The sequence below is a fragment of the Sphingomicrobium aestuariivivum genome (genome assembly GCF_024721585.1).
Taxonomy (GTDB): domain Bacteria; phylum Pseudomonadota; class Alphaproteobacteria; order Sphingomonadales; family Sphingomonadaceae; genus Sphingomicrobium; species Sphingomicrobium aestuariivivum.
In genome coordinates, this window is sequence record NZ_CP102629.1 from 280,142 (window position 1) to 293,291 (window position 13,150).

The 13,150-nt window shown below is 65.1% G+C and carries 13 protein-coding genes; 8 read left to right on the forward strand and 5 right to left on the reverse strand.

Translation table 11 applies throughout. The features are described 5' to 3' along the window. The first annotated feature begins 154 nt into the window (after positions 1 to 154). From NUW81_RS01335 to NUW81_RS01355, 5 genes are read left to right on the forward strand one after another with little or no spacing between them, the layout of a single operon-like run. Positions 155 to 703 carry a hypothetical protein gene (locus NUW81_RS01335; RefSeq protein ID WP_245109558.1) on the forward strand — a complete coding sequence of 183 codons (549 nt, stop codon included), beginning with the start codon at positions 155 to 157 and terminating at the stop codon, positions 701 to 703. A 13-nt stretch (positions 704 to 716) separates the two neighbouring features. Continuing rightward, entirely contained in the window at positions 717 to 1,067 is a 351-nt protein-coding gene (locus NUW81_RS01340; protein WP_245109560.1) for a phage holin family protein, read from the forward strand. Continuing rightward, on the forward strand, positions 1,064 to 1,573 hold the full coding sequence (locus tag NUW81_RS01345; protein WP_245109563.1) for a hypothetical protein: 510 nt from the start codon (positions 1,064 to 1,066) through the stop codon (positions 1,571 to 1,573). The genes NUW81_RS01340 and NUW81_RS01345 overlap by 4 nt, the downstream gene beginning before the upstream one ends. Beyond that, complete coding sequence (locus NUW81_RS01350) at positions 1,573 to 2,082, forward strand: hypothetical protein (RefSeq protein ID WP_245109565.1); 510 nt, start codon at positions 1,573 to 1,575, stop codon at positions 2,080 to 2,082. Before NUW81_RS01345 ends, NUW81_RS01350 begins: the two co-directional genes overlap by 1 nt. A gap of 53 nt (positions 2,083 to 2,135) precedes the next feature. Next, positions 2,136 to 2,369 (forward strand): DUF4170 domain-containing protein, encoded by a 234-nt coding sequence (locus NUW81_RS01355; protein WP_245109568.1) that lies wholly within the window; start codon positions 2,136 to 2,138, stop codon positions 2,367 to 2,369. Positions 2,370 to 2,446: 77 nt separating this feature from the next. On the opposite strand, the gene NUW81_RS01360 is transcribed toward NUW81_RS01355, so the two are convergent. The 5 genes from NUW81_RS01360 to carA form a co-directional block, all read right to left on the reverse strand. Next, on the reverse strand, positions 2,447 to 3,085 hold the full coding sequence (locus NUW81_RS01360) for a rhomboid family intramembrane serine protease (protein WP_260508521.1): 639 nt from the start codon (positions 3,083 to 3,085) through the stop codon (positions 2,447 to 2,449). Between the two features lie 5 nt (positions 3,086 to 3,090). Continuing rightward, positions 3,091 to 3,567, reverse strand: a complete 477-nt coding sequence (greA, locus tag NUW81_RS01365; RefSeq protein WP_245109573.1) for a transcription elongation factor GreA — start codon at positions 3,565 to 3,567, stop codon at positions 3,091 to 3,093. A gap of 76 nt (positions 3,568 to 3,643) precedes the next feature. Next, positions 3,644 to 6,997, reverse strand: coding sequence for a carbamoyl-phosphate synthase large subunit (gene carB / locus NUW81_RS01370; protein ID WP_245109576.1), 3,354 nt, complete (start codon positions 6,995 to 6,997; stop codon positions 3,644 to 3,646). After that, entirely contained in the window at positions 6,997 to 7,425 is a 429-nt protein-coding gene (locus tag NUW81_RS01375; protein WP_245109578.1) for a hypothetical protein, read from the reverse strand. The genes carB and NUW81_RS01375 overlap by 1 nt, the downstream gene beginning before the upstream one ends. Positions 7,426 to 7,457: 32 nt before the next feature. Then, positions 7,458 to 8,615 (reverse strand): glutamine-hydrolyzing carbamoyl-phosphate synthase small subunit, encoded by a 1,158-nt coding sequence (gene carA, locus NUW81_RS01380; protein ID WP_245109580.1) that lies wholly within the window; start codon positions 8,613 to 8,615, stop codon positions 7,458 to 7,460. A gap of 148 nt (positions 8,616 to 8,763) precedes the next feature. On the opposite strand from carA, the gene NUW81_RS01385 reads away from it, so the two are divergent. Genes NUW81_RS01385 through rpoD form a run of 3 tightly spaced genes read left to right on the forward strand, consistent with a single transcriptional unit; the run spans position 8,764 to position 13,096 of the window. Beyond that, positions 8,764 to 9,222 (forward strand): GatB/YqeY domain-containing protein, encoded by a 459-nt coding sequence (locus NUW81_RS01385; protein ID WP_245109582.1) that lies wholly within the window; start codon positions 8,764 to 8,766, stop codon positions 9,220 to 9,222. A gap of 6 nt (positions 9,223 to 9,228) precedes the next feature. Further along, the gene (gene dnaG, locus NUW81_RS01390) at positions 9,229 to 11,079 is read left to right on the forward strand and encodes a DNA primase (RefSeq protein ID WP_245109585.1); all 1,851 of its coding nucleotides are present in this window, start codon (positions 9,229 to 9,231) and stop codon (positions 11,077 to 11,079) included. 16 nt (positions 11,080 to 11,095) lie between these two features. Next, positions 11,096 to 13,096 (forward strand): RNA polymerase sigma factor RpoD, encoded by a 2,001-nt coding sequence (gene rpoD / locus NUW81_RS01395; RefSeq protein WP_245109587.1) that lies wholly within the window; start codon positions 11,096 to 11,098, stop codon positions 13,094 to 13,096. Positions 13,097 to 13,150 lie beyond the last annotated feature (54 nt).

Here is a 13,150-nt window from a genome sequence, read left to right on the forward strand (position 1 = left end):
TCCTCTAGCGAAATGAGTTCATCCGGCGTAGGATGTCGGTTCGTCGCGGGGCTTAGTCGCACAGGCTGTGCAGCGCAACATTTCAGGTCGTTTCGGGGGAACGACGAACGGGGGTCGCGGGTTGGTCGGGAAACACAAAGTACAGGAGTGTTCGATGGCCACCGAGACGCAAAATCTGCCCGAAGGCACCGACCGGATCATCCCCGGCGCGGCCGCCACGGGAAGCGAACTTGAAGCGGAGTTGATCGTGGAAGAAAGTGAAACCACCCAGACCAAGAAGGACAAGGTCGTCGCCAAGGTGAACGAGGCACGGCAGAATGTGGCGCGCGAGGCGGCGGGCAAGACCCGCGGTGTGATCGGCGAAGGGCTCTCGAAGGGCTCGGAAGCGGTCGGTTCGATGTCGCGCCTCGTCGGCGATACCGCCGGCAGCATCGACGAGCAGCTTGGCGCCGAATATGGTGACTATGCCCGCTCGACCGCGCGTTATCTCGACGAGACCGCGCAGAAGATCGCCGCAAAGGATCCTGACGAATTGGTCGAGGACGTGCGCGCCTTCGTGAAGAAGAGCCCTGCCCTCGCGCTCGGCGCTGCCGCCGTGGTCGGCTTTGCGCTGGCCCGCGTGATCCAGTCGGGCTTCGATGCCGAGCGCGATAGTGACGACCTGCCCGCCGGCGGGCCGGGCGATCCCGACCTGATCGACTGACGGGAGACTTTCGTTGAGCGTTGCCGAACGGCCCGATCCGCAGAATTTCGATCCTGACGACACCATCGGCGACCTGATGGGCCGTGTGGTGGAGGACGCGCGCGAGCTCGCCGAGGCCGAGGTCAATTACATCAAGGTCAAGGTGAAGAGCGAGGCGCGGCCCTACAAGGAGGCGGCCATCTGGTTCGGCATCGCGGCGGTCTTCGCCATTGCCGCGCTAGTCGCCTTCGCGGTCGGCATCACGCTGGCACTGGCGACGCTGATCGGCCCCTTGGGCGGCGGCGTCGTGGCCACCGTGCTGCTTCTCGGCGCGGCGGGGCTGTTTGCCACCGTCGGCAAGAAGAAGCTGGAGGGCCGGTCATGAGCGTCGACCCCGAACTGATCGACGCCAAGAACGCCGTCGAGGCCAAGCGCGCACAGCTGATGCACTCGGTCAAATATACGGTCGGCGAGGCCAAGCGCCGTCTCGCGCCCGACCTCCTCGCCGAGCAGGCGTGGGAAAAGGTCAAGCGCAAGTCGAGCGATACCGCGCACAGCGCCTATCTCGAAGCCAAGGCCAAGCCGTGGCTGGTGGGCGGGATCGCGGCGGCGATCGGCCTGTTCCTGGCTCGCAAGCCCGTCGGCGAGATGGCGGTGAAGGCCTATCAATCGGCGCGCGGCGAAGAAGAGGCTCCGGCCGCTGCAACGCTCGGCGAGACGCCGGGCGCCAAGCCCCCGCCGCGGCGCAAACGCCGCTCGCCTGCGAAGGCACCGAGCATCGCCGAATTCCAGGAAGCGACCAAGCCGATCGAGGACAAGAAGAAACCCGAAAAGAAAGCGCCCAAGGCGACAAAGGGGCGCTCCAAGGACAAGAAAACGGAGGATGTGTGATGAGTGTGAAGGACAAGGCCCAGCGCGCCGGCGACAAGGCACGCGAGACTGCAGACAAGGCCAAGGCGAAGGCGAGCAAGGCTGCAAGCGATGTTCGCGACGGTGCCAGCCGCGCCTATGAAACGAGCCGCGCCAATGCTGTGCGTGCCTATGACAAGACCCGCCAGGGCGCGCGCACCGGTGCCCGCAAGACCGGCGAAGGCATCGAGAACAATCCCCTCGTCGCGCTGACCGGCGGCCTTGCCCTCGGCCTCATCATCGGCTCGCTCATTCCGCGCAGCCGCCGCGAGAAGGAATTGCTCCGCGACGTCGGCAGCAACATCAACAGCCGCGCCCACAGTGCGTTCGACGCGGCGCGCGAGGCCGGCCAGCGCCAGCTCGAGCAGCGCGGGCTGACCGCCGATGCCGCCGAGAATGCGGTGCGTGACATCGCCCGCGGCGTCAGCGAAGCCGCGCGCAGTTCGGCCGAAGCGGGCGCCCGAGCGGCCCGTGGCACGAGCGAGGCCTAAATGTTTGATCGGGCGGCTTTGCTTGGCGGACAACTTCTGCTAGCGGGCCGCCCATGAGCAAGCTTCATCTCGTCTTTGGCGGCCGGGTCAAGGATCCGCGCGGCCTCGAATTCACCGATCTCGACAACCTCGATCTCGTCGGCCTGTTCGACAGCTATGCGGCTGCAGAGGACGCCTGGCGCGGCGCCGCGCAGCGCACCGTCGACGATGCCGAAATGAAATATGTGGTGGTGCACCTGCACCGCCTGCTCGAGCCCGATACCGCCGCGCTCGAAAGCGAGGGCTGAACCGGAGCGGCCATGAAAGCCGCGATCCTGCGATCGGATAAAAGGCGTCCCGAGCGGCTCGGGGCGCCTTTTTCGTATCAGTATTCGATCGTTGGAGGCGCCGCGGAAACCGGTGCCGGAGGCACCAGCCAGCGCGCGAAGACCAGTCCGGCAAGGAAGCCGCCGATATGCGCGGGCGTGGCGATCAGCGTATTCTCGAGCGCAGCGGCAAAATCGATCGCATATTGGACCGCGACCCAGAAGGCGAGCAGCCACAGGGCGTTGAGAAAGCGGTTTAGCGCAGGCGATGCGACCAACTGGCGTCGACTACCGAAGGTCATGGCGTAGGCACCGATGAGCGCGCTCACCGCACCGCTGGCGCCGATCATCGGGAGGGCGGCGGCAGGATCGGTCCACCATTGGGCGACGGCGGCAAGATAGGCGCCGACCACGAACAGGATCACGAGACGTGAAGGCCCCATCCGTCGTTCGAGCGCATTGCCGCAGTAGAGGAGCACCACCGTGTTGAAGAGCAGGTGGTAGAAATCGGCATGCAGGAAGGCCGCGGTCAACGGCGTCAGCCAGGCGGGAACGTTGCTCTCGAGATTGATGCCGCTCCAGCGCGCCGGTACGAAACCGCCGAAATAATGGGCGTCGACGACGTCCCAGAGATAGCGGGCGAGGAAATAGCCGAGGACGGCGACGGCAGCCAGGACATTGGTTGCCGTCAGCCGCACCGGCATTATTTGAACTCGACCTTGGCAATCTCGTAATATTTCTCGCCGGCCGGGGTGGTCACCTCGACCTCGTCACCGACCGAGCGGCCGATCAGCGCGCGCGCGAGCGGCGAGTTGAAGTTGATACGACCCTTGGAAGCCTCGGCCTCATTCTCGCCGACCAGCTGGTAGGTCTTTTCGTTATCGTCCTCGTCGAGGAGATGCACGGTCGCGCCGAACACGACCTTGTCGCCCGACAGGGTCGCGGGGTCGATGACCATCGCGCGGGCGAGCTGGTCCTCGAGGTGGCTGATCGTCGCTTCGATCTGGCCCTGGCGCTCCTTGGCGGCGTGATATTCGGCGTTTTCCGACAGGTCGCCATGGGCACGCGCTTCTTCGATCGCGTCGATTACTGAGGGGCGCTCGACCATCTTGAGCTGCTTCAGCTCGGCCGAAATCTTGGCATGGCCTTCGGCCAGCATCGGCACCTTTTCGCTTGCCATCGCTCGGTATTCCTTCGTCAAAACCGCGACCTCATCGCCGGTGGCAATGCCCAAGTCGCGGTTTTTGGTGAAAAGTTCAGGTGCCGGAATAATAGGACTGAAGCGAGCGAACATCAAGGGTTTCGGGGTCGGCACGCCCGACGATGCGCGCGATCGCAAGGCTCGCCCCCACCGTCGTATAGTAGGGAATGCGGGCCTTGAGCGCGGCTTCGCGGATGTCCTGGCTGTCCTTCAGCGACTGCCAGCCCTCGGTCGTGTTGAAGACGAGGTTGACCGCGCCGTCCTTGATCTTGTCGACGATGTGGGGGCGTCCCTGCGCGACCTTGTTGACGCGCGAGACGCGCACGCCCTGGTCGGACAGATAATTTGCCGTGCCGTCGGTGGCGATGATGGTGAAGCCGGCCATGTCGAGGTCGCGCGCCGCCGCGAGGATGTGCGACTTATCGCTTTCCTTCACCGAGATGAAGACGCAGCCCTCGCGCGGGTGGCGGGTGCCGGCGCCGAGCTGCGCCTTGGCATAGGCGGCGTCAAAACTGCGAGCAATTCCCATGACTTCCCCGGTGCTCTTCATTTCCGGTCCGAGGACAGGATCGGTGCCGGGGAAGCGCGCGAAGGGGAAGACGGGCTCCTTGATCGCATAATGGTCGACCTTGCGGTCGATGGTGGCGAAATCGGCGAGCTTGGCCCCTGCCATGACCTTGGCGGCGATCTTGGCGAGCGGTCGGCCGATCGCCTTGGCGACGAAGGGCACGGTGCGCGAGGCGCGCGGGTTGACCTCGATGAGGTACACGGTGCCGTCCTTGATCGCATATTGGACGTTCATCAGCCCGCGTACAGAAAGCGCGGTGCCCAGCGCCTCGGTCTGGCGCTCGATCTCGGCGATGATCTTGGGCGGCAGGCTGAAGGGCGGGAGCGAGCAGGCGCTGTCGCCCGAGTGCACGCCGGCTTCCTCGATATGCTGGAGGATGCCGGTCACCGCGACCGCATCGCCGTCGCAGATCGCATCGACATCGACTTCGACCGCATCGCGCAGGTATCGGTCGATGAGGACGGGCGAGTTGCCCGACACCGAGACGGCGGTGTTGATATAATGATCGAGCTGTTCGGGCCCGTCGACCACCTCCATCGCGCGCCCGCCGAGCACGTAGCTCGGGCGCAGGAGCACGGGGTAGCCGATGCGGCTCGCCACCGAGAGCGCCTCGTCGCGGCTGCGCGCGATACCGTTCTCGGGCTGGGTCAGGCCGAGCTTGTTGACGAGCGCGGCGAAGCGCTCGCGGTCTTCGGCAAGGTCGATGCTGTCGGGGCTGGTCCCGAGGATCGGAATGCCCGCTTTTTCGAGGTCGGCGGCCAGCTTGAGCGGGGTCTGGCCGCCAAGCTGGACGATGACGCCCTTGAGGGTGCCGGCCTGCTTCTCGGTCTCGAGGATCTCGAGCACGTCTTCGGCGGTCAGCGGCTCGAAATAGAGGCGATCCGAGGTGTCGGGGTCGGTCGACACCGTCTCGGGGTTGCAGTTGACCATGACGACCTCATGGCCTTCGGCCTTGTGGTCGGGGTCGGTCTCGCCGCGGTCACGGCCGAGCGCGAAGGCGGCATGGACACAGCAATAGTCGAACTCGATGCCCTGCCCGATGCGGTTGGGACCGCCACCGAGGATGACGACCTTTGTCCGATCCGACACGCCGGCCTCGTCGACGGGCTCGTCGAACAGCGGGGCCTCGTAGGTCGAATAGAGATAGGGGGTGACCGCGTCGAATTCGGCGGCGCAGCTGTCGATGCGCTTGAACACCGGACGCACGCCGAGCTTGTGCCGCAGCGCGCGCACCTCGCTCTCGGTGGTGCCGCCGTGCATGGCCTTGAGGACGTCATGGACGATCCCCCTGCCCTCCACCGCTTCCGAGACGGCATGGGTCGACTGGGCCGACAACTGGGCGAGGCGAGCGTCGGAGAAGCCGAGGCTCTTCAGATAGCGCATGCCATGGGCGGTGCCGGGCAGGCCGTCCTCTGCGACGGCGCGCTCGGAGGCGATGATCGTCTCGAGCTGGCGCAGGAACCAGGGGTCGAAATGGGCGATCTTGTGGATGCGCTCGACCGAGAAGCCCTCGCGCAGTGCCTGCGCGGCGGCGAGGATGCGGAACGGCGTGGCGCGGCCCAGCGCATTCTCGATGTCGGCCTCGGTCGCGCCTTCGAGATCGGGCAGCGGGTCGAGGCCGTTGAGTCCGGTCTCGGTGCCGCGCAGCGCCTTCTGGAAGCTCTCGGCGAAGTTGCGGCCGATCGCCATGACCTCGCCAACCGACTTCATCGCGGTCGAGAGGAGCGGCTCGGAGCCCGCGAACTTCTCGAAGGCGAAGCGCGGGATCTTGGTGACGACATAGTCGATGGTGGGTTCGAACGAGGCCGGGGTCGCGCCGCCGGTGATGTCGTTGCGAAGCTCGTCGAGCGTGTAGCCGATGGCGAGCTTGGCAGCGACCTTGGCGATGGGGAAACCGGTGGCCTTTGACGCCAGTGCCGAGGAGCGCGACACACGCGGGTTCATCTCGATCACGACCATGCGGCCGTCCTTGGGGTTGATCGCGAACTGGACGTTCGAGCCGCCCGTCTCCACCCCGATCTCGCGCAGCACGGCGATCGAGGCCGAGCGCATGCGCTGATATTCCTTGTCGGTGAGGGTCAGCGCGGGGGCGACGGTGATGCTGTCGCCGGTGTGCACGCCCATCGGATCGACATTCTCGATCGAGCAGATGATGATGGCATTGTCGGCGCGGTCGCGCACGACTTCCATCTCATATTCCTTCCAGCCGACGATGCTCTCTTCGATCAGCACCTCGGTGGTGGGCGAGGCCTCGAGCCCGCCCTTCACGATATTCTCGAATTCTTCCTTGTTATAGGCGACGCCGCCGCCCGTGCCGCCAAGGGTGAAGCTCGGGCGAATGATCGCGGGAAGGCCGATCTTCTCGAGGATGCGGGTGGCGTCCTCCATGCTGTGCGCGATGTCGCTGATCGGGCTTTCGAGGCCGATCTTGGTCATCGCCGCCTTAAACTTCTCGCGGTCCTCGGCCTTGTCGATCGCCTCGGCGGTGGCGCCGATGAGCTTGACGCCATGCTTCTCAAGGATGCCGAGCTTGTTGAGCGACAGCGCGCAGTTGAGCGCGGTCTGCCCGCCCATGGTCGGCAGGATGGCGTCGGGCTTTTCCTTCTCGATGATCTTCTCGACCACGCGCGGATTGATTGGCTCGACATAGGTGGCGTCTGCGAGGCCCGGGTCGGTCATGATCGTGGCGGGGTTGGAGTTCACGACGATGACGCGATAGCCCTCCTCCTTCAGCGCCTTGATGGCCTGGCTGCCCGAATAGTCGAACTCGGCGGCCTGCCCGATGACGATGGGCCCCGCGCCGATGACGAGGATGGTTTTGATGTCGGTGCGTGCGGGCATTAGTTGCTTTCCGGGGTCTGGACGCGGGGTTTGAGAGCGATCGTGTCGAGTTTGATGCCCTCGACGAGCAACGGGCAGACGCGCGGGCGAACTTCTCCGAAGGGCATGACGCCAAGGTCGATCCGCGCAGCGTCAAAATTATCGGCGCCGAAAATCACCGGAAGCTTTTCATGCGTCGCCGCTTTGAAATTCTCCAGTGCCAGCGCCGGGTCGGCACCTTGATGAACGACGAAGGCTTGAGCCGGTTGCCCCCGCTCCTCGAGCCAGGTGCGGGCCGCGGTTTCGGACTCTTCGAAACGCAGCAGCACCTCGACCGCGACATCCTGATCCAGCGGGATCGAACTTTCGGCGAGGTTTGGAAGACACACATCGGTCGGCTCGCCAATCTCGGTCACCATCGGGCTGGGGTCACAGGCGGCAAGGAGCATGGAAGAGGCCGCAAGCGTCAGCGTTCCCCGCATCACTTCATCATCCCCACGAACTTCTCGAACAGGTAAAAACTGTCCTGCGGGCCGGGGCTGGCCTCGGGGTGATATTGAACGCTGAACGCGGGGCGGTCGGTGAGTTCGATGCCGCAATTGCTGTCGTCGAACAGGCTGACGTGCGTCTCGGTGACGTTGGCGGGGAGGCCCTCGCGCTTGACCGCGAAGCCGTGGTTCATGCTGGTGATCTCGACGACCCCGTCCTCGCAGCGCTTGACCGGATGGTTGGCGCCGCGGTGGCCCTGGAACATCTTTTCGGTCTGGCCGCCCACGGCGAGCGCGAGGAGCTGGTGGCCGAGGCAGATGCCGAACAGCGGCTTCTTGGTTTCCAGGAGCTGCCGGATGACGGGGATGGCATATTCGCCGGTCGCCGCCGGATCGCCCGGGCCATTCGACAGGAAGATGCCGTCGGGATCGTGGGCGATGATCTCTTCATAGGAGGCCGTCGCGGGGACGACGGTCACGCGCGCGCCAGCCTCGACGAGATTGCGGAAGATGTTGTGCTTGGCGCCATAGTCCACGGCGACGACATGCGGTGCGTTGGCATTGGCATGGCCGATCTTGTAGCCCTGCCCCAGCTCCCAACCACCATCGCTCCACTGGTCGAGCTGGCGGCGCGAGACTTCCTTGGCGAGGTCCATGCCCTCAAGGCCGGGCCAGTCCTTCGCCATCTGCTGGAGCTTGGCGAGATCGAACTTGCCCTCGGGGTCGTGCGCGATGACGACGGTGGGCGGGCCTTCTTCGCGGACAAGACGCGTCAGCGCGCGGGTGTCGACACCCGAAATGCCGATGCGGCCATGCTCGGCCATCCACTCGCTGAAATCATCGCGGGCGCGGAAATTGGACGGCGGGGTGACGATCTCGCGGGTGATGCAGCCGAGTGCATGGGCAACGGGTGCCTCGACATCCTCGGAGTTGGTGCCGACATTGCCGATGTGCGGGAAAGTGAAGGCGATGACCTGCCGCGCGTAGCTCGGGTCGGTCATCACTTCCTGGTAGCCGGTCATGGCGGTGTTGAAGCACAGTTCGCCGACCGCTTCGCCGGTGGCGCCGAAGCCCTGTCCCCTGATGATGCGGCCGTCGGAAAAGACGATGATGCCGGTGGCGGTGTCGAGGGGGTGCGCGCGTTGAGGCATCGGCAGCTGAGGCTCCGTTGGTCAGGTGGGTGTCGGCGATGTTGCTAAGCCACAGCCGCTACGCTTGTTCCCCCTCCCCGTCAACGGGTGGGAAAGGGGCAAAAGCACGGCTAAACCTTTTTCTTTTTCCATTGAACGAGAAGACGCGATGATTCGGGACGATCTCAAGGCGGCGATGATCGCCGGCATGAAGGCGGGCGAGAAGGACAAGGTGGCGACGATCCGCCTGATCCAGTCCGAGGTGAAGAACAAGGACATCGAGGCGCGCACGCAGGGCGAGGTCAAGGACGATGACGCCCATGTCACCGCCGTCCTCCAGAAGATGGTCAAGCAGCGCCGCGAATCGGCCGAGATGTTCCGTAAGGGCGGCGCCGAGGATCGCGCCGCGACCGAGGAAGCCGAAATTGCCGTCATCGAGACCTTCCTGCCCGCGCAGATGAGCGACGAGGAAATCGAGGCCGCCGTCGCCGCGATCATCGCCGACACGGGCGCGACCGGCATGAAGGACATGGGCCGCGTGATGGGCGAAGTGCGCGGTCGCCACGGCGCCGCGATCGAGCCCGCCAAGGCGAGCGCTGCCGCCAAGAAACAGCTCGCGGGCGGCTAAGCTTCCTTGTCGCTCCCTCCTTCCTTCCTTGATGAGCTCAGGGCACGCACCCGTGTGTCCGCGGTCGTCGGCAATGACGTGAAGCTCCTCAAGGCGGGCAAGGAGTTTAAGGCCTGCTGCCCCTTCCACGACGAGAAGACCCCGAGCTTCTACGTCAACGACCAGAAGGGGTTTTACCACTGCTTCGGCTGCGGGGCGCATGGCGATGCGATCAGCTATCTCGTCGACGGGCGGGGCATGGGCTTCATGGATGCGGTCAAGGACCTTGCGGCCAAGGCCGGGATGGAGGTCCCCGCCCCCGACCCGCAGTCGCAAAAGCGCGCAGAACGGCGTGCGGGGCTGGTCGATGTGACCGAGGCCGCTGCCGACTGGTATGAGGAGCAACTGGCGGGGATCGAAGGGGCGCAGGCGCGTGCCTATCTCGAAAAGCGCGGGCTGTCGGCGGCAATCATCACGCGGTTCAGGCTCGGCTTCGCGCCCGATGACCGCGGCCGGCTGAAGCGCGCGCTCGACCGCTTCGGCGTGCCCAAGCTCGTCGAGAGCGGCATGCTCATCGACCCCGAAGACGGGAACCGCGAGCCCTATGACCGCTTCCGCGGGCGGTTGATGATCCCGATCCGCGATCCGCGCGGGCGGGTCATCGCTTTCGGGGGGCGCATCCTCGGCCAGGGCGAGCCCAAATATCTCAACAGTCCCGAGACCCCGCTGTTCGACAAGGGGCGCCAGCTCTACAATCTCGACCGCGCCCAGGCCGCGGCGCGCAAGGCGGGCCGCGTCATCGTGGTCGAGGGCTATATGGACGTTATCGGGCTCGACCGTGCCGGTATCGGCGAGGCGGTCGCCCCGCTCGGCACCGCGCTGACCGAGGACCAGCTGCGGCTCCTGTGGCGCCTCACCCCCTCGCCCATCCTCTGCTTCGACGGCGATGCGGCGGGGCAGCGCGCCGCGATCCGCGCCGCCGAGCGCGCGCTGCCGCTGCTGGGCCCCGACCATAGCCTCAGCTTCGTCGAACTGCCCGAGGGGCAGGATCCCGACGACATCGTCCGTGACGGTGGTCCCGGCGCGTTCGAGAAACTGCTGGAGACCCCCGAGCCGCTGGTCGAGCGGCTGTGGCGCCACGAAATTGCCTCGGGTCCGCTCGACACGCCCGAACAGCGCGCCGGCCTCAAGCAGCGCCTGTTCGACCACGCCCGCTCGATCCAGAACCCCAGCCTGTCGCAGCTGTATCGTGACGACTGGCTCGCGCGTTTCGACAAGCTGGTCGGGCGCGAGCGCTCGCCAGGCCAGGGTGGCGGCGGCGGCGGTTTCCAGCGCAAGCAGTGGAAGAAGGACCGGAACGGGCGCTGGCAGCCCCCTGCCCCGCCCGTCGGCGAAGCCGCGCGAAAGGTCTCGGCCGAAGGGGTCGAGCGGCCGCTGCTCGAAGCGCTGCTGATCGGCTATGCGCGCTATCCCGATCGGCTCGTCGAGGACGCGGAAGACCTTGTCCGCCTCGAGTTGCCCGACCGGAAGCTCGCGGACCTGCGGGAAAAACTGCTCGATGCAGCCTTTTCCGCCGAGTCGCTTGATCCCGACGCCCTTCTTCCCATATTGGCGGACGAAAGGCTGGACAGCCCGTCCCGTCCGCTCATGGGGTATAGTTTCGTAAAGGCAGACGCAGACCGTGCCCAAGCCGCGCACGACCTGTCCGCCAGTCTCGAGACCATATTGGCCGCTGCCGAGATCGAATCGGCACTAGGTGCCGCCACCGAGCGTTTGGAACGGGAGTTCAGTGACGAGGCTTTTGCAGAGCAGCAGCGGCTGCTGAAGCTTCGTGGGGATGCAAAAGACAGGCTGGCAATGCTGGCCCGCATGGAATGATTGAAGTCTGAGATATATGGCCAAGACCGACAAAGACACCAAGGAAGACGGCGACCAGCCGCTGATCGACCTCAACAATGCCGCGATCAAGAAGCTGCTCGCGCGCGGCAAGAAGCGCGGCATCCTCACCTATGACGAGGTGAACGAGGCGCTGCCGTCGGACCAGATGAGTCCCGACCAGATCGAGGACGCGATGACCGCGATCTCGGAGATGGGCATCAATATCGTCGACCAGGACGAGGACGACGAGGACGGGGACGACGTCGAGGAAATCGCCGCCGACGACGCCAAGCCCGAGAAGGTCAAGGCCACCACCAACACCAAGGAACGCGCCGACCGCACCGACGACCCGGTGCGCATGTACCTGCGCGAGATGGGCGCGGTGGAACTCTTGAGCCGCGAGGGCGAGATCGCCATCGCCAAGCGCATCGAGGCGGGCCGCGACTTCATGATCTGGGGCCTGTGCGAAAGCCCGATCACCTTCAACGCCATCATCGAATGGTCGAACAACCTCAACGAAGAGACCATGCAGCTGCGCGAGATCCTCGATCTCGAGGCGATGATCTCCAAGGGACCGACGCAGGAGCAGCTCGAGAAGAGCGAGGACGAGGACGACGACGGCGAGATCTCGGAAGAGAATGCCGGCCCGACCATCTCCGAGGACGAGGAAGACGACAGCGAAGAGGGCGAAGAGGAAGGCGAGGACGGCGCCGCCGCTCGCAAGCGTCGCGAAGAGGAAGAGGAAGACAACACCCTCAGCCTCGCGCAGATGGAAGAGGCGCTGAAGCCGACCGCCATCGAGAAATTCGCCGAGATTACTGCGGTCTTCAAGAAATTCTCCAAGCTCCAGGCCGAGCGCCTCACCGCGCTCGAGGCGGGCGAGGAGCTGACCGCTGCCAAGGAAAAGAAGTACCAGCAGCTGTCGGGCGAGCTCACCGCGCTCGTGGAATCGATGCAGTTCCACAATGCCAAGATCGAGATGCTCGTCGACCAGCTCTACGGCTACAACCGGCGCCTGATGACGCTCGGCGGCCAGATGCTGCGCCTTGCCGAGCGTCACCGCGTCAGCCGCAAGAGCTTCCTCGAGGAATATGAGGGCAACGAGCTCGACGACGCCTGGCTCGACCGTGTCGCCAAGATCGACAAGAAATGGGCGAGCTTTGCCAAGACCGAAGGCGAGACCGTCGAGCGCATCCGCGGCGACATCGCCGAGATCGCGCAGCTCACCGGCATGTCGCTGCCCGAGTTCCGCCGCATCGTGAACCAGGTCCAGAAGGGCGAGCGCGAGGCGCGGATCGCCAAGAAGGAAATGGTCGAGGCCAACCTGCGCCTCGTCATCTCGATCGCCAAGAAATACACCAACCGCGGGCTGCAGTTCCTCGATCTCATCCAGGAAGGCAACATCGGCCTGATGAAGGCGGTCGACAAGTTCGAATATCGCCGCGGCTACAAGTTCTCGACCTATGCGACCTGGTGGATTCGCCAGGCGATCACCCGCTCGATCGCCGACCAGGCGCGCACCATCCGTATTCCGGTCCACATGATCGAGACGATCAACAAGCTCGTGCGCACGAGCCGCCAGTTCCTCCACGAGACCGGCCGCGAGCCGACGCCGGAAGAGCTGGCCGAACGCCTGTCGATGCCGCTCGAGAAGGTCCGCAAGGTGATGAAGATCGCCAAGGAGCCGATCAGCCTCGAGACGCCGATCGGCGATGAAGAGGATTCGCACCTCGGCGATTTCATCGAGGACAAGAATGCCGTCATCCCCGTCGATGCTGCGATCCAGTCGAACCTTAAGGAAACGGTCACCCGCGTCCTCGCTTCGCTCACCCCGCGCGAGGAACGCGTGCTGCGCATGCGGTTCGGCATCGGCATGAACACCGATCATACGCTCGAGGAAGTCGGCCAGCAGTTCTCGGTGACCCGCGAACGTATCCGCCAGATCGAGGCCAAGGCGCTCCGCAAGCTCAAGCATCCGAGCCGCAGCCGCAAGATGCGCAGCTTCCTCGACCAGTAAAACCGCGCTCATCGCCGTTTGACCATGCCGGTCGATCAGCTATTCATGAGCCTT